Source organism: Prescottella subtropica (genome assembly GCF_005434945.1).
In the GTDB taxonomy this organism is placed as follows: Bacteria; Actinomycetota; Actinomycetes; order Mycobacteriales; family Mycobacteriaceae; genus Prescottella; species Prescottella subtropica.
Genome location: NZ_SKCH01000001.1, coordinates 295,296 through 317,577 on the forward strand (window position 1 = coordinate 295,296; position 22,282 = coordinate 317,577).

Consider the following 22,282-nt stretch of genomic DNA (forward strand, 5'->3'; position numbering starts at 1 on the left):
CGGACGGTGATCGAGGTTTCCGCACCGCTCGTCGGCGAGATGCTCGGGCGGTGGAACCTGCGGGTGACCGGCCCGCCGATGCGCGGGAACGTCGCGCTGGTGCTGCCGGTACGGCGGCGGGACGGTCGCGACGCGGTCCTCAAACTGCAGGACGTCGACGACGAGACCGCCGGTGAACCCGACGCGCTGCGGGAGTGGGACGGTGACGGCGCGGCCCGGTTGTACGCCCACGACCCCGATACCGGTTCGATGCTCCTCGAACGACTCGATGCGTCGCGGCCGCTGTCGGGTGTCGCGGACACCCGCGTCGCCGTCCGGGTCCTCGCGGAACTGCTCGGATGCCTGTCCACACGCCCCGCTCCGGACGGGATGCGCCGACTCGGCGACGTGGCCACGGGGATGCTCGACGCCGCCCCCGCCGTGGTCGCGGCGATGACCGACCCGGCGGATGCCCGGGTCCTCGCGGACTGCGCGGCAGCCCTACGCGAGGTCGTGTCGGATCCGGGGGATCGGTTGCTGCACTGGGACTTGCACTTCGACAACGTGCTGGCCTCCGATCGGGAACCGTGGCTCGCGATCGACCCGAAACCGCTCGCCGGGGATCCCGGTTTCGAACTGCTGCCCGCCCTGGTCAACCGTTTCGACGCGGACGAGGTCCGGTGGCGGTTCGACCTGATGACCGAGACACTCGGCCTCGACCGGGACCGGGCCCGCGCCTGGACCCTGGCCCGGATCCTGCAGAACGGGCTGTGGGCCGTCGAGGACGGCGCCCGGCACCTGCCGGCCGAGCAGGCCGCGATCGCCCGGATGCTGATGCCGTAGACGGGCAGTGCCCCGCACCGGACGGTGCGGGGCACTGCCCGGGTCGAGATGCTCAGCCGAGCTTGGCGATCAGGTCGGCGCGCTGACGGGCGCCCAGACCGGACACCCGGCGGGTCTCGGCGATGCCGACGGACTCGGCGATGTCGCGGGCCTTGATCTTGCCGACCTTCGGCAGCGATTCGAGCAGGTAGAGCACCTTCGTCTTACCGACCAACTCGTCGGTCTCCGCTTTGTCGAGAACCTCGACCAGCGTGAGCTTGCCGGACTTGAGCCCCTCCCGGATCTCGGCGCGCGCCTTGCGGGACGCGGCCGCCTTCTCGAGGGCGGCAGCGCGCTGTTCGGGGGTCAAGGTGGGCAGTGCCATGGTGTGCCTCTCTGTCGCGGTGCGTGGACGAACCTACGCGGGGTGAACCACAGGCTAGAACGCGAACTGTTTCCGCGCGCGTCAACTTCTCCCCGCGTGTCGGGCTGTTGCGGTTATCGCCCCGTCCACGTCGGCGCCCGCTTGGCGAGGAACGCGCTCATGCCTTCCTGGGCGTCGCACGTGACGGCGTTGGTCGCCATGGTCTCCGACATCAGCTCGTACGCCTCGTCCTGCGGCAGGTCGATCTGCCGGTAGAACGCCTGTTTGCCGATCGCGAGGGTCAGCGGACTCGATTCGGCGATCCGCGTCGCCAATGCTCGTGTACGAGCGTCCAGTTCGTCGGGGGAGACGACGATGTTGACCAGCCCCCAGTCGGCCGCGGTGGCCGCGTCGATCGTCTCCCCGGTGAGCAGCAGTTGCATCGCCCGCTTGCGGCCCACCGCGCGGCTGAGGGCGACCATCGGGGTGGAACAGAACAGCCCGATCCGCACGCCGGGCGTCCCGAACACCGCGGTCGACGCCGCCACCACCAGATCGCACGACGCCACCAGTTGGCATCCGGCCGCGACGGCCGGTCCCTGCACGGCGGCGATCACCGGCTGCGGAATCGCCTGGACGGCGTCCATCATTTCGGTACACACCTCGAACACCGTCCGTTCGTCGTCGAGGGTGCGGTCGACCATCTCGGACAGGTCGTGGCCGGCGGAGAACACCGGTCCGGTCCCCGTGACGATCACGACCCGGATGTCCGGATCGTCGGCAATCGTGCGCAGTGTCGCCGTCACCTCCCGCATCGTGCTGGTGGAAAGCGGGTTTCGCTGCCGCGGTCGGTCCAGGACGAGTGTGGCGATTCCGGAGCCGCGGTCGATATCGGCCCGGACTGCTCTGTCCGTCGTGTCGGTCATGGCGCACCTTTCCCGTGATCGTCGGAACGTCTCGATGCTAGGTCGAGATCCCGCCGTCGTCCTGCTGTCCTGGCAGGATCGGGGACGTGAGTATCGCGAATCTGACCCGTGCCGAGACCGCCGCCCGTTCCGCCGAGGTCACCGTCCGCTCGTACCGGGTGGAACTGGACGTCACCGGTGCGCCGAATCCGACGGAAGCCGGCTTCCTCACCACCACGACCGTCGAGTTCGACGCGTCGGCCGCCGAGACGTGGCTCGACTTCATCGGCCTCGAGATCCGGTCCGTCATCGTCAACGGCCAGTTCGTGGACGTCGACCACGACGGTGCCCGCATCCGGTTGCGCGGGCTGCGCAGCACCAACACGGTCGTGGTCAGCGCGGTCGGCGAGTACAGCCGTTCCGGGGAGGGCCTGCACCGGTTCGTCGACCCGGTAGACGAGCAGACCTATCTGTACACGCAGTACGAGCCGTCGGACGCGCGTCGGGTCTTCGCGTGCTTCGAGCAGCCGGACATGAAGGCGCCGTTCACGTTCGTGGTCACCGCCCCGAGCGGCTGGGAGGTGACGTCGAACCGTCCGGTGGCCGTCGTCGAGGACGACGGGGACCGCCAGTTCGTGGAGTTCTCGCCGACGCTGCCGATCTCCACGTACATCACCGCGATCGTCGCGGGGCCATACCATCGCATCGAATCCGTGTGGCGTCGAGGCGATCTGAAGGTTCCGCTCGGGGTGATGTGTCGGGCGTCGCTGGCCGGGCACCTGGACGCGGACACGATCGTCGAGGTCACGAAGCAGGGCCTCGACTTCTTCGCCGAACACTTCGACTACCCGTACCCGTGGGGCAAGTACGACCAGGTGTTCGTGCCCGAATACAACCTGGGCGCCATGGAGAACCCCGGCTGTGTGACGTTCACCGAGGCGTACGTCTTCCGTGGCGCCGCGACCGCCGCGCAGTACGAGGCGCGCGCCAACACGATCCTGCACGAGATGGCGCACATGTGGTTCGGCGATCTCGTGACGATGGTGTGGTGGGACGACCTGTGGCTCAAGGAATCGTTCGCCGACTACATGGGTGCCCTCGCGAGCGCCGAGGCCACCGAGTGGACCGACGCGTGGGTGGCGTTCGCGAATCGCCGTAAGGCGTGGGCGTATTCGCAGGACCAGCTGCCGACGACGCACCCGATCGTCGCCGACATCGTCGACCTCGAGGCCGCCAAACTCAACTTCGACGGCATCACCTACGCGAAGGGGGCCAGTGTCCTCAAACAGCTCGTCGCGTACGTCGGCCGGGACGCGTTCTTCGACGGCGCCCGACGCTACTTCCGTGAACACGCCTACGGCAACACGACTCTCGCCGACCTGCTGGCGGTGCTGTCGACGGCGTCGGGCCGTGATCTCGAGTCGTGGGCGCGGGCCTGGCTGCAGACCACCGGCATGTCGACGCTCACCCTCGAACGGGCGGCCGACGGGTGGGAGATCGTGCAGACCGATCCGCGGCCGCACCGGCTCGCCGTCGGCCTCTACGACGTCGACGACGTGGGGAACCTGGTGCGCAGTGGCCGGATGGAACTCGATGTGGTGGACCCCCGGACCCCCGTCGACCTTCCCGCGGCCGCGCTGCGACTGATCGACGACGGCGACCTCACCTATGCGAAGGTGCGACTCGACGCGGATTCTCTTGCCACGGTGGAACAGTCACTCGATCGTGTCGTCGACCCCCTCGTGCGCGGTCTGATCTGGTCGGCGTTGTGGAACGCGGTCCGTGACGGCGAACTCGATCCCGTCCGCTACCTGGACGCGGCGCGGCGGTTCGCTCCGGCGGAGACGAACACCGCCCTCACCGCGGCGGTCCTGGCGAACGCGTCGTACGCGATCGCCCACTACCTGCCCGACGCGACGCGTGACCGGTGGAGGCAGGACTGGCTCGACACCTGTTGGGCCACGATGCACGACGCTGCACCCGGCTCCGGAGCGCAGTTGGCGTGGGCGCGGGCCGTGGCGGCGGCCGCCGCCGTCGACGACCGGCACGCGGCCGACCTGCGCGCGATCCTCGCCGGCGACCGTCCCGGTCCGGACGGGCTGCGTCTCGACCCGGACCTGCGGTGGGCGTGGTGGACGGCGCTGTCGGCGACCGGGCATGCCGGCCCGGACGACGTCGACACCGAACTGGCCCGCGACGACACCGCCTCCGGGCGCACCGCACACCTGCGGGCCCTCGCGGCCCGCCCGCACCCGGACGTGAAGGCCGACGCCTGGCGGTCCGCGCTCGACGACCCCACGCTCAGCAACGACCAGCTCGACGCCGTCATCGGCGGCTTCCGGTCCGGTGGCCGGCGCGATTTGATCGCCGGGTACGACGACGCCTACTTCGCGGCGATCGGTGACGTGTGGGCCGGGCGCAGCATCGAGATCGCCCGCCGCATCGTGCTCGGCCTGTTTCCCGCCGCCGAATCCCTCGACGGTGTCGACACCTGGCTCGGCGCCCACCCGGACGCCCCCGACGCGCTGCGCCGCCTGGTGCTCGAACAGCGCGACCATCTCGCCCGCGATCTCCGGGTGCGGGCGGCGCGGTGTTAACGCGATGTGACGCCGTCTTTACGCCGGCGGCCTCGGGCGTTTCTTTTCTGTAAGAGCCTGCCGCAGATCACCTTCGGGGCTTGGAAACCGGTCTCGTGCTCGGCTACACATGCCTTGTCGCCGAGAACGGCGGAACGGTGAGGCGTCGGCTTCGCAGAAACGAAGGGGAATGACAATGGGTTCTGAGGATTTCGCGGCGGCCGCCGGTTCGGTGGATTTCGACCAGCTGATCGCCGGGGCGGAAGCAGTGGGTGCGTTCGCCGGACTGGTCGCCGCAGTCGGGGCGTTCGCTGCACTGCTGAAGTAGGACGGGGCCGGCCAGGGGTGGCCGCGCCGAACTCGGGCCCGGAGTCGCCACCACTCCGGGCCCGAGGCATGTCTCGGCCGTGGGAAGGTGTCCACGATGAGTGCATCGTTGGCGAACCCCGGTGTCGCACTGCTGCTGCTGTGCGCGGTCATGCTCGCGTGCACGGCCGTCGTCTACTGTGTCGCCCACCTCGGCCGGCCGGTGACCGCACCGTGGGCTGCGGTGCGCGGAGCCCTGCAGCTGGCCGTGGTCGCGCTGATCCTGGTGGCCGCGCTCGCGCACCTGTGGTCGTCGCTGCTGGTGCTGGCCGTGATGTTCGTGGCCGCAGTCTTCACCGCGGCCCGTCGTGCCCGCGCCGGACGATCCGCGGCCTGGCTGGCGGTGGCGCTCGCGTCGGGGGTCGGCCTGGTGGTGCCGATGATGCTGGTCAGCGGCGTCGTCCCGTTGCAGGGCGTGGCGCTCGTCCCGATCGGGGGCATCGTGCTGGGCAATGCAATGACCGCGACCGCGCTCGCCGCCAAACGTGGTCTCGACGCGATCGAGCAACGCTGGGGTGAGGTGGAGGCCGGACTGAGCCTCGGATTCAGTGTGCGGGACGCGCGCATGGAGGTGGTGGGGTCGGCCGCGTCCGACGCGTTGCTGCCGGGCCTCGACCAGACGCGCACCGTCGGACTCGTCACGCTGCCGGGTGCTTTCGTCGGTGTCCTGCTCGCCACCGGGTCCGCGGTGCAGGCCGGGGCCGTGCAGATCCTGGTGCTGGTGGCCCTGTTGCTGGCGCAGTCGTGTGCGGTGGCGGTGACGATGGAACTGGTGGCCCGCGGAGTCGTGCACCGGCCGGGGAGCCACACCTCGGTCTGACGGTCCGCGGAACAGTCGATGAACACTCGCCGCATTCCCCGGAATCGAGTTGAACACCCGTCCGAATGTGGGTTGTGATCCTGGGGTGCTGGAAAACGTGGTGCAGGAAAACCTGGAGAACACCGACATGTCAGGAGTGAGCCGTCGCGGTGTCCTGCGCGGCTCCGTGATGCTCGCGGGGGCCGGACTGGTCGCCGCGACGGCGGGAAAGGCGGCCGCCGCGACCCCGTCCGCGGTTTTCGGGCACGGCATCGCGTCCGGTGATCCACTGCCCGACGGTGTGATCATCTGGACCCGCGTCACCCCGTCCGCCGACGCGGCACCCGGCTCCGGTGTCGGGCCGACGGTGCCGACGACCTGGCAGGTCGCCGCCGACGACGGTTTCACGACCATCGTGTGCAGCGGCACCGTCCCCACCGGCCCCGACCGCGACCACACCGTCAAGGTCGACGTCACCGGTCTGCGTCCGGGCACCGGCTACTTCTACCGGTTCACCGCACTGGGGCAGACGTCGCCGACCGGACGCACCCGCACCGCGCCCGCCGTCGACGCCGACGTGCCGCGGCTGCGGTTCGGTGTCGTGTCCTGCTCCAACTGGGAGGCCGGCTGGTTCGCGTCGTACCGGCATCTCGCCGACCGTGACGACCTCGACGCCGTCCTGCACCTCGGCGACTACATCTACGAGTACGGCCGCGGCGAATACGGTGCCCGCACCGGATCGGTGCGCCTGCACGATCCGGCGCACGAGATCGTCTCCCTCGCCGACTACCGGATCCGGCACGCGCAGTACAAGACCGACCCGGATCTGACGGCCCTGCACGCGAAGGTGCCGTTCATCGCCACGTGGGACGACCACGAGTCCGCCGACAACGCCTACGACGGCGGCGCCGAGAACCACGATCCCGCCACCGAGGGGGAGTGGGGTGCCCGTAAGGCCGCGTCGACGCAGGCGTACTTCGAGTGGATGCCGGTGCGGGTCAACGGAACCGGAACCGATGCCGCACTGTATCGGCGTTTCCGGTTCGGGAATCTCGCCGAACTGTCGATGCTGGACCTGCGCACCTACCGGGACGAGCAGGCGTCCGCCGGTGCCGGCTGGCGCACGGTCGACGCCCCCGACCGGACGATCACCGGGCGCGCCCAGATGGACTGGCTGACCGGCGGCATCGTCACCTCCCCGGCCCGGTGGAAGCTCGTCGGCAACCCGGTGATGATCACGCCGTGTGTGTTCCCGCCGCTCGACACCCGCACCACGGCGGCGATCACCGAGATGATCGGCGTCCCCGACGCGGGCATTCCCTACAACACCGACCAGTGGGACGGCTACACCGCCGACCGACGTCGACTGTTCGACGCGATCACCGGGAATGCGGTGCGTAACACCGTGTTCCTGACCGGGGACATCCACACGTCGTGGGCGTGCGACCTGCCGGTGGACGCCGCGAACTATCCGGTCGCCGGCACCGTCGGCACCGAGTTCGTGGTGCCGTCGGTGACGTCACCGAACATCGACGACATGCTGAACGTGCCGCCGCGGACGGCGACCGTCGCCGCGGAGGAAGCATTCAAAACGATCAACCGTCATGTGCGGTACGTCGAACTCGACTCCCACGGCTACGGCGTATTCGAGGTGGACAAGCAAGGCGCGCAAATGGATTGGTTCTACGTCGACGATCCGACGGATCCGCGGGGGACCGCCCGGCACGGGATGAGCTACCGGGTGGCCGACGGCACCGGGAAGGCGCATCCGGTGCCGGGGCCGCTCGATCCGAGGGTGTACCGCCCCGGCGTCTGACCCTGCACATGCCGCTGCGGCCGGCACTCCCGGGGAGCGTCGGCTACAGCGGTTCTCTGTGGTTGTCCGGGGCTTCTGCGCCTACGCGGCGTGGGGGCCGGCCCGCCCGTGGGCCGGAACGGGTTGTCGGTGTGGGTCGACGCTGGTGGGCGGGGTGAACCACGGCCGGCGATCGGCGGCGATGGCGACGGTCCAGGGGGTGTGGTGGAGCGTCCGGTGATGGTGTCGGCAGAGCAGGACCAGGTTGTCGAGATCGGTGGGGCCGCCGTCGACCCAGTGCCGGACATGATGCGCATCGCAGTGGGCGGGTGGGGCCCCGCACCCGGGGAACGCGCAGCCGTGGTCGCGGGCGGTGAGAGCACGGCGCTGCTTCTTGGACACGGTGCGGGTGGTGCGACCCAGGTCGATCGGGGCGCCGTCCGCGAAGACGATCGGCGTGAGGTGGCAGTCGCACGCGATCAGTCGGGTGGTCGGGATCGACAGCGGCCCGAGCCACGGCATGCGCGCGATGTCACTGCCGCCGAACAGATCCGGGTGGTCCGCGGCCGTCCGGGCCAGGTCGTGGGCGTCGACGTGCAGGTTGAGGTGCGGGCGTTCACCACCGTCGATGGGGGTGTTGCCGGAATCGAGGTAGCGGCGCAGAATTTCGGTGAAGGCATCGGCGCGACGCTGCCCCGAGGTGCGGGTGCCGGCAGGATCGTCGGTGGGGTTGCCCGGTCTGGTGAGTGCGGAGAGCGCACTCAGCAGCATCTCGCCGGTGACGGCGTCGAAATCTCCCTTGACGGCGACCCGTCCGTTCAGGGTTTTCGCGGCGTGGAACTCGTTGCGGTCGGCGTCCTCCGCGGGCGGGAGTTCGTCGGATTCGAAGATGCGCTCGAGTCGGGCGATGCAGGTGCGGACGGTGGTGGTGGTGGCGTTCGGGCCGGTAGCCGCGTCGAGCAGAATCTGCCGGCACGAGTCGAGTGCCTCGGTGGGCATGCCGCGCGGTGGTCGTTCACAGAATCCGGTGATGAGGGCGGCATGGTCGGCGGACAGGCGCCCGTCGTGGAAGGCGGCGGCGACATCGGGTTCGCGGTGGAGCGCCGACCCAAGATTGAGAATTCGTGCAGCAGCAGGTATTTCGAGCAGTGTATGGGCGGCGAGCCACTGCTTGACGCTGCGGTAGCCGAGCGTGTCGAGCGGCACCGGACGCTCCGCGATCTCGGCGACCAGCGACACTCGGAGAGCCTCGAGGCGTTCGATCTCGCGGGACACCTCGAGCGTGCTGTCCAGAAGTGCCGGCGCGGGAAGGTTGTCGACATCCTCGGCGCGCAGCGAGAGTGCTGCGACTGGTTGCGGCGATCCCCCCCGGATTCATGACACGAGATTAATTCGAACATAAGTTCGAGTCAAGGGTTCGCGGTCAGCATCTCGATCCACCGTCCGATCACCGTCTGCAGGGCGGCCCGGCGGTCGTCGAACGCGGCTCGGGAATCGACGGCGCGGGACCCGTACGCGAGATCGAACACCAGCCCCTCGAGCAGGCTGACGAGATCGCGTCCGGCGCCGGTCGGGTCGGCCGCACCCAGTCCCTCCATCAGTGTGGTGGCTTCCGGGATCGAGAGCAGGCACGAGGCGAGTCCGGCCCGCAGTTCGTCGTCGCCGGCGGCGTCGGTGAGAAGTGCGTAGCGGGCGAGGACGTCCCGACGCCGCTCGACCGTCGACATTGCGAGGTGGTCGACGATCAGTGAAGCGGCCTCGGACGATGTCCGTGGCGGCTCGTCGGGGAGGTGGTCGTGGAAGGCGGCGCGGGAGCGGTCGGTCAGGTGTGCCACCGCGGCCGTGACCAGCGCGTGGCGGGTTCGGTAGTAGTACGACGTCGACCCGCGGGCGAGCCCGAGTCGCGCGTCGACGGCCTGGTGGGTGAGTGTATGGTTGCCGCCCTCGGCGGCGAGGTCGAGGGCGGCCTCGCAGATGAGTTCGCGGCGGGACGGGCGGTGAGGCATGTCTCCATCCTCGCACCCTCTACGATGCTAGAGTCTCGTCATGCGCTGGTCCCGGAAAACCCCACCGCAACAGTCCGGTCGATCCGTCGATCCTGCCGTGTTCGACACGGCGGCAGCGGAACTCGGATTCGTGCTCGACGCATCGCAGCGGCACGCCGCTGCTGTCCTCGCCGCGGGTGACCGCGATCTGTACCTGTGGGGCCCTGTCGGCCGGGGTAAGAGTTGGCTCATGGCAACGTATTTCGATGCGCTGCCGGACGGACGCAAGCTGCGGGTGCATTTCCATGAGTTCTTCCGGGACCTGCACGCGGCCATCCGGGCGTCCCGCAACGATCTCGGGGTCGCGTTGGACCGGATACTCGACGGACTCGACGTGGTCTGCTTCGACGAGTTCCACGTGTACGACCCCGCGGACGGAAAGTTCATCGCCCGCTTGCTGCCGGTGCTCGTGAAGCGCGAGATCCGGGTGGTGCTGACATCGAACTATCCACCGAGATCCCTGATGCCCAATCCACTGTTCCACGATGGTTTCGTGCCCACGATCGACCTGATCGAGCGCAGTCTGACGGTCGTCACCCTCGACGGTCCGGTCGACTACCGCACGGTTGCGGCACACGACAGCGGCTTCGCGGCCGGATTCTGGGTGTCGCCTGGAACGCCCGGGCAGCTCACGCGACTCGGTCTGCACGTGCCGACGCCCACCGAATGCCGAACCCTGCGGCCCGCCGGACACCCCGTGCACGTCCACCGGGCCGCCGACCACCTGTGGATCGACTTCGCCGATCTGTGTGAGCGGGCGACGGCCCCGGCCGACTATCTGGTGCTCGCCCGGGACTTTCCTCGGTGGGTGGTGTCCGGTGTTCCAGAGCTACGCTATGTGAAAAGAGATGCTGCGCAACGCTTCGCGAACGTCATCGACGTACTCTACGATCGCGACGTCACGGTGATCTTCCTCGCCCACGCATCGCTCGACACCCTGGGCGGTGACCGCGCGGGGCTTCCGGTGGACATCGACCGCACCTGTAGCCGTCTCGGCCGGCTCCGATGGATCGACCTCGCGGCCGTCCGGTCGTAGCGTCCGCTCACCGCCGCCGCGCGGCGAGGTGCACGTCGGGGAAACGGTGGTCTGCGTCGGGACGGCTGACGGTCCGCCAGACCTCGTCGAAGCCGGCGGTATCCAGCACCGTGGCGAGTCGGTCCGGGTGCCAGCGCCACGCCGGGGCGACGGCATGGTCGAACTCGGTGACGGCACCGACCTCGTCGGTGGCCTGCCCGACGATCGCGACGATCGCACCCGGTACCAGTAGCCGGAACCATCGGTCCAGTACCGCTGGAACATTCGCGGGAGCGACGTGGATCAGGCTGTAGCGCGCCAGGATTGCGCGGACGGTCACGGTGGGGAGTGTGTCGAGCACGGCGTCACCGAGCACGAACCGCAGGTGCGGGTGTTCGGTCCGCGCGATCCGCAGCATCTCGGTACTCGGGTCGACACCGATCACATCGAGGCCGGCGCGGTCCAAGTCGGCGGTGATCCGGCCCGGGCCGCAGCCCACGTCCACGACGGTGCCTGCGGCCGGGCCGGCGTGGACGAGTTCGGCGAACATCGCCACCGCGTGGCGTTCGAGCACCGTGAGGTAGGGGGAGGGGAACGTGCGGACGTAGAGGTCGGCGACGGCGTCGTACCCGGGCTGCTCCATGCCGGCCGAGGGTAGCGATCTCTCTCGGCGGCTACTCTCGACGCCATGAATGCGCAGTCGTCCCGTCGCCGGAGAGTTGCCGTGTGGATCGCGTCGATCGTTGCGGTGCTGGCGGTGGCGGTGGGTGCGGTGTTGGTGTGGGCGCCGCCCCGGTATCTTCCGTGGGACACGGCGTCGTTCCCGGATGTGGATCGAACGGCCTTGTCGCCCACGCAGGTTCGGGTCGTCGACCTGCTCGAGGCTGAGCATGCGGATCAGCGTCCGGGCACGTTCTATTCGGACGGTGCGCAGGAACCGTGGTGCGCCAACTTCGTCAGCTGGATCATGCGGGAGGCCGGCGAGCCGCTGTCCAATCCGAACTCGGGGTCGTGGCGGATCCCGGGCGTGTACACACTGCAGGAGTACTACCAGTCGCAGAACCGGCTCGAGTCGATCGGCAACGGCTACCGTCCGGTGGTCGGTGATGTGGTGTTGTACGACAACGAGTTCCGGCTCGGTCAGCACACCAATGTCGTGGTCGCGGTCGACGGTGACACCGCCACCACGGTCGGCGGGAACGAACTCGGCAAGATCCGGGTCCACGATCTGGACTGGCAGTCCGATCATGCGGTCGTCGGCTTCGGACGCCTGAACTGAGCCCACCGGAACCGAACACATCGAAACTAAACATAGCCTTACCTATTTCAAGATTTTCTCCTAGAGTCGATGCAGAGGGGGATCGACCCGAAGGAGGCTGATCACGGTGACGGACCACGGACAGGGTGCCGAGCCGGCACGTATGCCGCTCGCGGACCGCGATGCCACCCATCTGCCCGGACATTGGCTCCTGGCCCGGCTGGGAAAGAAGGTGTTGCGGCCGGGTGGGCGTGAGCTGACCGAACGCATGTTGGCCGACGCCGGTGTCTCCGGCGCCGACGTCGTCGAACTTGCGCCCGGCCTGGGACGGACGGCCCGGGAGATCGTCGCCCGCGGCCCGCGCAGCTATCTCGGTGTGGAGGCCGACGACGACGCGGTACGACTGGCGCAGTCCGCGGTCGGCGCGGCGGGCACGGTGGTGCGCGGGGAGACGTCGGCGACCGGTCGCAGCGCTGCGACGGCCGATGTCGTCGTGGGGGAGGCGATGCTCACGATGCAGACGGATCGGCACAAGCGGGAGATCGTCGAGGAGGCGCGGCGGGTGCTCCGGCCCGGTGGCCGGTACGCGATCCACGAACTGGCGCTGACACCGGACGATCTCGCCGACGACACCAAGGACGAGATCCGCACGGCACTGGCCCGGTCCATCAAGGTCAATGCGCGTCCGCTGACGGCCGACGAATGGCGGTCCCTGCTGGACGACAACGGTTTCCGTGTCGAGACGGTGTCGTTCGCGCCGATGGCGTTGCTGCGGCCGCGTCGACTGATCGCCGACGAGGGTGTCCGCGGGACGCTGCGGTTCGTACGAAATCTGCTGCGCGACGCCGACGCCCGCACCCGTGTGCTCGCCATGCGGCGCACCTTCACGACGTATCGTGACCATCTGACAGCCATCGAGGTGATTGCGAGAAAGGCGTAGCGATGACGGCGGAGACGAGCCTGGTACGGATCGACGGTTTGGTGACGTTCGAGCCGAAGGACGGTCCGATGCCGCGGATCGAACGCCTGTCCGCCGGCCCCGGCGTGACCGTCGTCCGCATGAGCTTCACGGCCGGTCAGGTCCTCGACGATCACAAGGCGGCGGCCCCGATCCTGGTGCAGGGCCTCGTGGGGAAGGTGGCGTTCGAGACCCAGGGCACGTCCGTCGATCTCGTGCCGGGCACCGCAGTCAACCTCGACACCGGCATCGTGCACCGACTCGTCGCGGCGGAGGATTCCGTCGTGGTGCTGTGCGTCCTGCGCTGACGGTGTTCGTCACATCCCGGGGGCGACCCAGCGAACTCCGGGGCCACGGCTCGGTCCGGAGGGATCCTTGACGGCGCGCCCGGACTGGCGCAGGTAGCGCAGCAGTGCAGTCACGTCCTTGCCGTCGGCGCCGGTCGCGGCGACGACGTCCCGGTTGGTGACGGCATCTCCGGCGCGGAGGCGTTCCTCGATCCAGTCCTGTACCGACACGGCCGCGATGTCGATCCCCGACGCGCCGCCCAGGCAGGTGCGAGCAGTCGAGGTCAGCACCCATTCGTCGCCGCGCTCGGTGACAGGCTGGACGATGTCGATATCGACGAGCCATTCCATCGTCTGCAACGCCTCGCTGGTTCCGGTCTGGGTCTGTGCGGTGACCTGCCGGAGCGTCATCAACGGCGCCTTGGACAGGTGTTTGAGCACGATGAGCGTGTTGACGGCGTCGATGGTGTCGGTTCCGTACCGGTGTCGGAGCCGGGCGAGGCCCGCGACGAACGCAGTATCGGGCCGGGAGGCGACGAGCGTGACGCAGACGTGGAAGTCGTCCGCCTCGACTTCGGGCGCGGTGCGTCCGGTCGAGAGCATCGCCGACCACATTCGGTCGAATCCTCGGGACGATTCCTCTGCGAGACCGAGCGCGCGCATCCCGGCCATGAGTCGATTGTTGCGCGGGACGGATTGGGTGGTCAGCAGGTGGTCGGATGTGACACCGAAGGGGAGGGCGCCCGGAGACCACAACTTCAGGACCCGGGGAGACTGGTCGACGACGACCGGAGAGGCCATCGACCAGTCCCGGTGGATCAGCGCGTTGGAGACCACCTCGTCGACGGCCCTGTTCGGGAAGGCGGGCACCGCAACCTCTTGCCCTCCGGGCAGATTCACGCGGGCGATCTCCGCGTCCGCGTGTCGGCGCACCAGATCCTGCACCTGATCGAACACGAGGACCAGCGCGCCACCGAGATCGGTGACGGCGGGTTCGCCACCGGGCACGGTGCGGCGCAGGTAGCGGACGGACACCACCTCGGGTCGGTGCTGACCGAACAGCAGTTCGGCTGCGACGGTGAGTGATCCAGACGACGTCAGCAGTCCCAACTCGCGCAGCAGTGCGAGTGACTGTTCAGGGACGGCGGTGCTGTCGCCGACGGCGCGACGTTTCGCGGTGAGCAGGGTCCGGGCGCGAGTGATCGCAAGTGGATCGAGATCGTCCGCGGTGAGCACGGAGGCGCGCGCTGTCATATCCGGGTTGGCGCGCGCGGAGTGCAAGTCGCGGCGTTCGTGTTCGGTGAGGGGGACACAGTCGGTTCCGATGCGCCGTGAGGCCGCCCCAGTGGTGCGCGAGTAGACGGACAGTCCGGCCGGGATGCGGACGAGGAGCAGTCGGTGCCCGTGGTAGTCGACGGCGCCGGCCTCCACCCGCAGGTTGGGGCGGGTCTTGTCGAACACCTTCCGTTCGATCCATTCGGCGTCGCGGTCGGTGCCGCTGAACGCGTCAGGTCCGGAACGCTTGTCGGACACCCCGAGGACGACGTGGGCGTCACCGCCGTCGCCGTTGGCGAAGCAGATGCACTCGTCGATGAGTGTCTCGGTGACCGCGGCGTCGGGGTTCCCGCGGCCGACGGGACGGCCGGGCACTCGAGCGGGATCCTCCTTGAAGTCCAGCACCGTGGATTCCTGTGAGTCGCCCGTGGCCCCGGCCCAGATCGCGTCGAGTGCGGTGTGGACCGTATCGGGGAGGGTGGGTGCCATGTGTGGATGGTACCCACAGTTGTTTCATAGTTGTTGAAACAACTATGAAACAACTTGTCGGCGGCATGGCGTCGGGCGGCCTGCCGATACGGATCTACCGGCGGTGTAAGTGCAGGTAGGGATGCTTTTCCTATCGGGATGCGAGTTGTTTCGTAGTTGTCGAACTGCCGGGCCGAGGTGATCGACCTCGTGGCTCCGCTCAGAGTTGTCCGCCGGTGACGTGCTGCAGGGCCTCGAGTCCGAGGCTGTTGCCGGTGGCGTTCGCGGGCAGGGCGGCGCCCCGTTCCGCGGCCCGTGCCGCGGACATCGCGGCGATCCAGGCCGCGAACACGGAGGCGGCCCGGGCGTGGGGGACGAGGGAATCGGCCGGGTGGTTCCCGCGCTCCACGGCATCGGTGATCAGTTGGGCCTGCACGCCCATCCAGCGCTGGAACACGTGTCCGGCGACGTCCGGTGGCCCCGAATCGAGGTGGGCGACGAGAGGATGCACGCGGGTGTCCGTGTTCTCGACCCGGTCGGTCCACCCGGCCGCGGTCATCGCCTGCAGCGCGTCCCGGACGGTGTCGACAACCGGTTCGTCGACGGGGCGTTCGAGAATCGCGTCGACGAACGCGTCGAGCCAACCGTCGAAGTAGGCGAGCAGGATCGCGGCCTTCGACGGGAAGTGGAGATAGACGGTGCGCACCGCGACGTCGGCGGCCTCGGAGATGTTCTCGATCGAGGTCTCGGCGTAGCCGCGTTCGTCGAACAATGCGTCGGCGGCTGCCAGGATCCGTGCCCGGGTGGAGGCTCTGCGGCGTTCCTGCCGGGTCAAGCCGGATCCGCCTGCGGCTTCGGGGCGAGCCTGGACACCAGCACGTTCCCGGCGACACCCACGACGATCATGCCGATTCCGGCGGCGTCCGGCAGGGCATCGGTCACCCAGCCGAAGATGCCGGCGATCACGACGAACATCGGCACCCACGCGAACAGGGTGACGATCGACGGTGCGACTTCGATCTCCCCGCGGGTCGCCGCATCTGCGGCGCCGGCGTGGTCGGGGTAGAACTCGGTGAACGCGACCGCGAAGAAGATCGCGGCCAGCGGCAGGATCCAGGCAGCCCAGAAGTTGCCCGGGTCGTCCAGGACCGCGTCGCCGAACAGTCCGGCCCCGGCGGAGAAGGCGAACGCACCGGCCCACACGGACGAGATCGCATAGTTGATCTTGACGAACAGGGGTGTGTCCCAATACTCCTGCGGTGCCTGTTCTTTCGCATACGGCAGCGTGAACGGCCGCCGGACGAGAATCGTGACGACGACGAACAGTGCCAGGGCGGCGTTGGTGATCTCACCGGCCCACACCTCGATCCAGTCGACAGCACTGTCGGACGCGGCGAGACCCACGACGGCGAGCGCCGCGAAGAACAGCGCACCGAATGTGTCCAGGGCGTGGATCCTGACTCCGCGACGGGTGCCGAGCCACATCGTCAGCAGCGTCAGGCCCAGGGCGGCGCAGACGGCCTCCTCGAACCGGCCGGGCGCCGACAGGACTGCCATGAGAATCCACGGGGCGATACCCGACAGCGGTGACTTCAGGTACCCGTCGAGGAATTTCGTCATGCGGGACACTGTATTCCGGGTGGAAGTGCACACGTACTACTTTTCGCGCAGTCGGGATCGAAAGTTTTCGAACGGGCCGGGCACTGTTCGGCGGACGCCGATGCCGTCGTGCCGCCGCCGACAGAGGGTAGTGACGCACATCTCATTCGTGGCGTAGGTTGCATTCACGACGTGTCCGTCACCGGTGGACACGGAAACCAGGAGCCGCCTCATGCTGAGCACGATGAACGAACTGCCGCTGTCCGTCGCACAGTTGCTGCGTCACGGCAGCACCGTCCACGGGAGCGCCGAGGTGGTGACGTGGACGGAGTCGGGTCCGCGGCGTCGCACGTACGCGGAGGTCGGACGCCGGTGCGCGGCCCTCGCGCACGCGCTGCGCGGTCTCGGTGTCGACGGCGACGACCGGGTGGCGACGTTCATGTGGAACAACGCCGAACATCTCGAGGCGTATCTGGCGGTGCCGTCGATGGGGGCGGTGCTGCACACCCTCAACGTGCGGCTGTTCCCCGAGCAGTTGGTGCATGTGGCGAATCATGCCGAGGACCGGGTGGTCATCGTCGACGCGACGCTGATCCCGCTGCTCGCACCGCAGCTGCCGCAGCTCAAGACCGTCGAGCATGTGATCGTCACCGGCGACTCCACGGCCGGCCTCGAGGCGCCGGACGGCGTCCAGGTGCACAGCTACGAGGCGCTGCTCGCCGCGCAACCCACCGAGTACGAGTGGCCGGAAGTGGACGAGAGGTCCGCGGCCGCAATGTGTTACACGTCGGGCACCACCGGCGACCCGAAGGGCGTCGTGTATTCGCACCGGTCGATCTACCTGCATTCGATGCAGGTGTGCATGAGTGACGGTCCGAATCTGAAGCAGGGGGACCGGGCGCTCGCGGTGGTGCCGCAGTTCCACGCGATGTCGTGGGGTCTGCCGTACGCGGCGTTCATGATCGGGGCGTCGCTGATCATGCCGGACCGGTTCCTGCAGCCCGCCCCGCTGGCCGAGCTGATCGCGTCCGAGCGGCCCACGTTCGCGGCCGCCGTCCCGACGATCTGGCAGGGTCTGCACCTGTATCTCGAGCAGCATCCGCAGGACATCTCGTCGATGCGGGAGGTCCTCATCGGCGGGTCCGCGGTGCCGCCGTCGCTGATGCACGCGTTCGAGGACGACCATCAGGTGTCGGTGCTGCACGCGTGGGGCATGACGGAGACGTCACCGCTCGGGTCCGTCGCCCGCCCACCCGCCGACGCGAGCGGCGACGACCGCTGGCGCTACCGCTACACGCAGGGCCGGTTCCCGGCGTCCGTGGAGGCGCGGCTGATCGACGACGCCGGCGACACCGTCCCGCACGACGGCAGCAGCATCGGCGAACTCGAGGTGCGCGGGCCGTGGATCGCGGCGGCGTACTACGGCGTCGACGCCCCCGACAAGTTCCGCGACGGCTGGCTGCGCACCGGCGACGTCGGCTCCATCACCCCCGACGGCTTCCTGACCCTGTCGGACCGGACGAAGGACATCATCAAGTCCGGTGGCGAATGGATCTCGTCGGTGGACCTGGAGAACGCGGTGATGGCGCACCCGGCGGTCGCGGAGGCCGCGGTGATCGGCATCCCCGACGAGAAGTGGGACGAGCGCCCGCTCGTGGCGGTGGTGCTGCGCGAGGACAGCGACACCACCCTCGACCAGCTGCGCGACTTCCTGGCCGGCAAGGTCGCCAAGTGGCAGCTGCCGGAGAACTGGGCCCGCATCCGGGAAGTCCCCAAGACCAGTGTCGGCAAGTTCGACAAGAAGCGGCTGCGCGCCGACTTCCACGACGGGAACCTCGAGATCACCCGGCTCTGACGGGCGGCGTCAGGACGCGCTGCCGAACCCGAACGGCGACGGCGCCACGTCGAACTGCAGTGTCGTGGTGGCCGTCGCCCCGGACGGCGGGGCGTAGGTGAAGGCGACGGTGTACCGCCCGGCCTCGTGCAGCCGGGTGGCCGCCGTCGCCCCGCCGAGCGTCAGCGGCATCGTCACGGTGCGCGCGTCGCCGTCGGGTTCGGTGATCCGGGCCGTGACCGGTGTCGTCGCGTCGGCGCCGGACGGGGTGGGGGTGACGACGACACCGAGGGTGGTGATCGTGTTCGCGTACACGGTGCCGATCGGCGGGATCACGGTGACGTCGTAGACGGTGGCGGCGGACGCGGCCGGCGCGAACGCCAGGACGGCGGCCCCGGCAAGCGCGGTGACGGCGGCGGAGGTGCGGGAGACGCGCATGGCAGCCCCTTCGTGTCGGTGAGGCGCCCACGCTAACGGCTCGGCCGCACACAGTTCCGGAGAATGCGTGCGGCCGAGCCGAAATCACCCGCGGCGGGTGAACCGCCGATCAGGCCTTCTTGCCGAACCGCAGCTTCCACGGCACCAGCGCCGATTCGAGCTGCACCTTCAGGCTCATCTTCGACACACCCTCGATGCGCTCCTCGAAGCGGATCGGCACCTCGGCGATACGCATGCCGCGGCTGGTGGTGCGGTAGTTCATCTCCACCTGGAACGAGTAGCCGTTGGACTGGATGGACGCGACGTCGATCGCGCGGAGGGTGTCGGCGTGCCACGCCTTGAAGCCGGCCGTCGCATCCTTGACACCGAGTCGCAGGATCGCGTTGACGTAGAAGTTGGCCCACGCCGACAGCGCCTTGCGGTGCCACGGCCAGTCGCTGGCGACCGCGCCGCCGGGCACGTACCGGGAGCCGAGGACCACGGCGGCGTCCGTCGTGGTGAGGGTGCGGACCATCGTGGGGACGACCTCGGTCGGATGCGACAGGTCGGCGTCCATCTGGACGACGATGTCGGCGCCCTCGTCGAGGGCCTGGGTCATGCCGGCCACGTAGGCGCGACCGAGACCGTCCTTGACGGTGCGGTGCAGCACCCGGATCGGGAGCGTCGACTCGGTGGCGAGCTTCTCGGCGACATCGCCGGTGCCGTCGGGGGAGTTGTCGTCGACCACCAGCAGGTGCAGGTTCTCGACCTCCAACGCTGCCAGCAGTTCGACCAGTTTCGGCAGGTTGTCGCGTTCGTTGTACGTGGGTACAACGATGGTGGTTTTCGGCGAACTGCTGTCCATGGTGCCTTCCCTGGTGATCACACGCTGTCGTCTCCGGCGAAAACGAGTGTGGTCATCAATGCATACGAAGGCAACTTACCTGGGCTTATCCGAGTGTTCAGGTGGGTTCACGGTGATGTTCACCATCTGTGGGTGTGATCTGTGCTGTGATGCCGTGCTCGATCGAGGAAAGAGGAGCCCGGGCGGTCCTGGTCGGGGGAGGAGGGCAGGACCGCCCGGGCGGGGAGGCGAACGAGAATCGAGGGGTGGACTCTCGTTCGCGGGTCGGGGTGGTTCAGGGGGCGACGTCGCCGGCGCCGTCGAATCCGTAGCGGTCGCACGGGCCGATGACGGCGACCTCGAACAGTCCGGAACCGACGTGGGTGACGCCGTCCTCGGTGAGCGTGAACCGGGACAGGTTGTCGACGGGACAGAACAGCTTCTTCCACGGCTCGATGTCGGCGACCTTCTCGCGCAGGCCCTGCACGACGAGTTCGCCCTGCCACATGCCGTGCCGCCAATCCTGTTCGAGGCCGTAGCCGGTGCCGACGCCGAGATAGTGGGGGAGGACCGGGTCGCACGTGACGGTGAGGACGTCGTCGGGTCTGCCGTAGCCGCCGGACCGGTGGAATTCGAGTGTGCCGGTAGCGATCTCACGGGTGCCGGAGACGAACGTCAGGTCGTGTTCGGGGCGGCCGAGCCATTCGGGTTCGCGGCTGCGGTCGGTCCACACGCGGGTGGCGTCTTCGACGATCCGGCGGCCGTGCCGATCCTCCTGCACGATCGCGACGATCGAGAAGTCGTCGAACTGCATGATCGCGTAGATCCAGAAGAAGTTCTGCTCCCCGGCGAGCGCCGGATCGGCGCGCCGGCCGGGTGGTTCGGCCTCGCCGGCCGGGCGCACACCCCACGAGCGGTCCCGGTTGCCGCGCCAGGTGTCGGGGGTGACCGCGATCGTGTCGCCGTCGACGGTCAGGGTGCCCTCCCACCGTCCGGTCTGCACGAACCGTTGGGTGTCGAACGTGACCCGCTCGAGCTGTCGGTGGAAGTGCCTGGCCTCCAACGCGGCCGGGGTGCCGGATGTGAAGACGAGATCGAACGACAGATCCGGCGCCTCCGGGGTGGGGTCGAGCACGACCCGCAGCCGGTGCAGTCCCTCGATCACCTCGATCCGCAGCGGCCCGACGGAGACGTCCATCCGGTCGTTGCCGAGCGCCTTGGACGCCCGCGCCACGATGTGGTCGTCGCCGCGGCGCAGCACCGCGAACCCGTCGGTGACACCGAGGTTCGGGTACTGGCCCAGCCCGACGATGAGGAACAGTGGCTGCCCGTCGTAGTCGAGGCCGGGATGGCAGTTGAAGTAGTAGCGGTCGTAGAAGTTGCGGTCGGAGGTGCCGACGTGCCGGATCGGTTCGGCGATCTGGTGCACCGGGAAGTCGTCCATCGGGGAGAGCATCACGCCACCTCCGTCCCGCCGACGCGGTCCCAGTAGGTGCCGGCGAGCATCTCCTCGAGCGTCTTCCGATGCAGGATCATGTCGTCCGGATCGGCGGGCGCCTCGGCCTGACCGAACGCCACTGCGCGGCACTGGATCCGGAACATGATGATCGCGTGTCGCAGCGCCGCGTACAGCGTGTAGAAGTCCAGATTCTCGGGGGTGTGCCCGGTGAGATCGGTGTAGGTGCCGGCGACGTCACCGCGGCGCAGCAGGTCCGGCAGGCCCGGCAGCCCGGCGACGGTGGCGAGGTCCTCGAAGAAGCGGTGGATGAAGATCATCCAGCCGAGGTCCAGTTCGCGGGGGCCGAGCGCCGCCATCTCCCAGTCGAGGACCGCGGCGGGCTCGAAGTCACGGTAGACGACGTTCCCGATCCGGGCGTCGCCCCAGCAGAGCACGGCCGGCCCGGACGGGGACGGCCGGTGCTCGTCGAGCCACGCGAGTCCGCGTTCGATGAGCGGCGACCGCGGCCCGGTCTCCGTCGCCCACGCGTAGTAGCGGCGCTGTCCGTCGATGTGGGCGCTCAGAGCAGCAGTGGCCGACGTGGCAGCGGCGTCCGGAAACAGTTGCGCCGGTTCGGGTGTCGCGTGCAGATCGGCCAGGATGCGAACCGAGGTGTTCTGCAGTCGGCGGCGGTCGGCGTCGGAACCCTCCGACAGCCACGACCCGAAGTTGTACGGCATCACGTCCGGTGGGATCAGGCCGTCGCATCGTTCCATGACGAAGAACTCGCCGCCGAGAGCGTCCGGGGACGTCTCCGACCAGTACACGCGTGGCACCGGGACGTCGGAGCGTTCGGCGACGGCCTGCATGATCCGGTACTGCCGGTCGAGGTCGTACGACGGGAAGATCGGCACCCCGGACGGGGCGGGCGCGATGCGGGCCACCAGGTCGTGGTGCCGGCGCTCCCCGGCTTCGAACCACACCGCGTCGAACAGGATCGTCTCGTTGGACATGCCGTTCGCCGCGGGTACCTGCACGTCGGTGACCTGCGGGTCCGCGTCGGCGGGCAGTGCCGTGCGCAGCCAGTCCTGCAGTCGGTGCGCGAGTTCGCCGGGGTCGGTGCGGGACGCGCCGGGGCGGGCCACCTCGGAGAAATCCGGGCTTCCGGTGGTGTGCTCGGCACTCATGACTGCCCCCTCGGTGGTCGGGAGGCCGGTGATGAAGACGAGGCCTCGCGG

21 protein-coding genes and 1 pseudogene are annotated in these 22,282 nt (G+C 68.9%); 10 read left to right on the forward strand and 12 right to left on the reverse strand.

From position 1 onward, the window contains the following. The first annotated feature begins 6 nt into the window (after positions 1-6). Positions 7-822, forward strand: coding sequence for an aminoglycoside phosphotransferase family protein (locus E0497_RS01310; RefSeq protein WP_241665649.1), 816 nt, complete (start codon positions 7-9; stop codon positions 820-822). A 52-nt stretch (positions 823-874) separates the two neighbouring features. Here E0497_RS01310 and mihF read toward each other — a convergent pair whose 3' ends face one another. Then, the gene (gene mihF / locus E0497_RS01315; protein WP_137722963.1) at positions 875-1,186 is read right to left on the reverse strand and encodes an integration host factor, actinobacterial type; all 312 of its coding nucleotides are present in this window, start codon (positions 1,184-1,186) and stop codon (positions 875-877) included. A gap of 113 nt (positions 1,187-1,299) precedes the next feature. Further along, positions 1,300-2,091, reverse strand: a complete 792-nt coding sequence (locus E0497_RS01320; protein WP_137722964.1) for an enoyl-CoA hydratase — start codon at positions 2,089-2,091, stop codon at positions 1,300-1,302. An 86-nt stretch (positions 2,092-2,177) separates the two neighbouring features. On the opposite strand from E0497_RS01320, the gene pepN reads away from it, so the two are divergent. From pepN to E0497_RS01335, 4 genes are all read left to right on the forward strand, one after another. Next, positions 2,178-4,667 (forward strand): aminopeptidase N, encoded by a 2,490-nt coding sequence (gene pepN, locus E0497_RS01325; protein WP_137722965.1) that lies wholly within the window; start codon positions 2,178-2,180, stop codon positions 4,665-4,667. 175 nt (positions 4,668-4,842) lie between these two features. Then, complete coding sequence (locus E0497_RS20935; protein WP_277751658.1) at positions 4,843-4,974, forward strand: hypothetical protein; 132 nt, start codon at positions 4,843-4,845, stop codon at positions 4,972-4,974. Between the two features lie 96 nt (positions 4,975-5,070). Then, positions 5,071-5,832, forward strand: a complete 762-nt coding sequence (locus E0497_RS01330; protein ID WP_137722966.1) for an ABC transporter permease — start codon at positions 5,071-5,073, stop codon at positions 5,830-5,832. Between the two features lie 127 nt (positions 5,833-5,959). After that, complete coding sequence (locus E0497_RS01335) at positions 5,960-7,627, forward strand: alkaline phosphatase D family protein (RefSeq protein ID WP_137722967.1); 1,668 nt, start codon at positions 5,960-5,962, stop codon at positions 7,625-7,627. 81 nt (positions 7,628-7,708) lie between these two features. On the opposite strand, the pseudogene E0497_RS01340 reads toward E0497_RS01335, so the two are convergent. Together E0497_RS01340 and E0497_RS01345 are read right to left on the reverse strand one after the other, a co-directional pair. Then, positions 7,709-8,984 (reverse strand): annotated as a pseudogene (locus E0497_RS01340) (HNH endonuclease signature motif containing protein). A 31-nt stretch (positions 8,985-9,015) separates the two neighbouring features. Beyond that, positions 9,016-9,612: a TetR/AcrR family transcriptional regulator gene (locus E0497_RS01345; RefSeq protein ID WP_137722968.1), complete on the reverse strand. Its 597-nt coding sequence runs from the start codon at positions 9,610-9,612 to the stop codon at positions 9,016-9,018. 40 nt (positions 9,613-9,652) lie between these two features. Between E0497_RS01345 and zapE the strand changes: the two genes are divergently transcribed. Then, a complete protein-coding gene (gene zapE, locus E0497_RS01350; RefSeq protein WP_137722969.1) occupies positions 9,653-10,687 on the forward strand; it encodes a cell division protein ZapE in 1,035 nt (344 codons plus the stop codon). Positions 10,688-10,694: 7 nt separating this feature from the next. On the opposite strand, the gene E0497_RS01355 is transcribed toward zapE, so the two are convergent. Next, on the reverse strand, positions 10,695-11,309 hold the full coding sequence (locus E0497_RS01355; RefSeq protein ID WP_137722970.1) for a class I SAM-dependent methyltransferase: 615 nt from the start codon (positions 11,307-11,309) through the stop codon (positions 10,695-10,697). A gap of 45 nt (positions 11,310-11,354) precedes the next feature. Here E0497_RS01355 and E0497_RS01360 point away from each other — a divergent pair, with 45 nt between their 5' ends. The 3 genes from E0497_RS01360 to E0497_RS01370 all read left to right on the forward strand — a co-directional run bounded on the left by E0497_RS01360 (position 11,355) and on the right by E0497_RS01370 (position 13,190). Next, positions 11,355-11,945 (forward strand): CHAP domain-containing protein, encoded by a 591-nt coding sequence (locus E0497_RS01360; RefSeq protein ID WP_137722971.1) that lies wholly within the window; start codon positions 11,355-11,357, stop codon positions 11,943-11,945. 142 nt (positions 11,946-12,087) lie between these two features. After that, the gene (locus E0497_RS01365; protein WP_137723155.1) at positions 12,088-12,864 is read left to right on the forward strand and encodes a class I SAM-dependent methyltransferase; all 777 of its coding nucleotides are present in this window, start codon (positions 12,088-12,090) and stop codon (positions 12,862-12,864) included. 2 nt (positions 12,865-12,866) lie between these two features. Further along, positions 12,867-13,190 carry a cupin domain-containing protein gene (locus E0497_RS01370; protein WP_137722972.1) on the forward strand — a complete coding sequence of 108 codons (324 nt, stop codon included), beginning with the start codon at positions 12,867-12,869 and terminating at the stop codon, positions 13,188-13,190. 9 nt (positions 13,191-13,199) lie between these two features. Here the strand turns inward: E0497_RS01370 and E0497_RS01375 are convergent, their stop codons facing one another. The 3 genes from E0497_RS01375 to E0497_RS01385 all read right to left on the reverse strand — a co-directional run bounded on the left by E0497_RS01375 (position 13,200) and on the right by E0497_RS01385 (position 16,532). Then, entirely contained in the window at positions 13,200-14,933 is a 1,734-nt protein-coding gene (locus E0497_RS01375; RefSeq protein ID WP_137722973.1) for an ATP-binding protein, read from the reverse strand. Positions 14,934-15,132: 199 nt separating this feature from the next. Then, positions 15,133-15,747: a TetR/AcrR family transcriptional regulator gene (locus E0497_RS01380; protein ID WP_161987375.1), complete on the reverse strand. Its 615-nt coding sequence runs from the start codon at positions 15,745-15,747 to the stop codon at positions 15,133-15,135. Next, positions 15,744-16,532 (reverse strand): hypothetical protein, encoded by a 789-nt coding sequence (locus E0497_RS01385; RefSeq protein WP_137722975.1) that lies wholly within the window; start codon positions 16,530-16,532, stop codon positions 15,744-15,746. The genes E0497_RS01380 and E0497_RS01385 overlap by 4 nt, the downstream gene beginning before the upstream one ends. A gap of 211 nt (positions 16,533-16,743) precedes the next feature. Between E0497_RS01385 and E0497_RS01390 the strand changes: the two genes are divergently transcribed. Next, a complete protein-coding gene (locus E0497_RS01390) occupies positions 16,744-18,366 on the forward strand; it encodes a long-chain fatty acid--CoA ligase (protein ID WP_137722976.1) in 1,623 nt (540 codons plus the stop codon). 9 nt (positions 18,367-18,375) lie between these two features. Here E0497_RS01390 and E0497_RS01395 read toward each other — a convergent pair whose 3' ends face one another. The 4 genes from E0497_RS01395 to E0497_RS01410 form a co-directional block, all read right to left on the reverse strand. Further along, positions 18,376-18,783 (reverse strand): hypothetical protein, encoded by a 408-nt coding sequence (locus E0497_RS01395; RefSeq protein ID WP_137722977.1) that lies wholly within the window; start codon positions 18,781-18,783, stop codon positions 18,376-18,378. Between the two features lie 109 nt (positions 18,784-18,892). Beyond that, positions 18,893-19,627 carry a polyprenol monophosphomannose synthase gene (locus E0497_RS01400; protein WP_137722978.1) on the reverse strand — a complete coding sequence of 245 codons (735 nt, stop codon included), beginning with the start codon at positions 19,625-19,627 and terminating at the stop codon, positions 18,893-18,895. 274 nt (positions 19,628-19,901) lie between these two features. After that, positions 19,902-21,062 carry an Rv3169 family protein gene (locus E0497_RS01405; RefSeq protein ID WP_137723156.1) on the reverse strand — a complete coding sequence of 387 codons (1,161 nt, stop codon included), beginning with the start codon at positions 21,060-21,062 and terminating at the stop codon, positions 19,902-19,904. Further along, complete coding sequence (locus E0497_RS01410) at positions 21,062-22,231, reverse strand: phosphotransferase family protein (protein ID WP_137722979.1); 1,170 nt, start codon at positions 22,229-22,231, stop codon at positions 21,062-21,064. The genes E0497_RS01405 and E0497_RS01410 overlap by 1 nt, the downstream gene beginning before the upstream one ends. Positions 22,232-22,282: the final 51 nt, after the last annotated feature.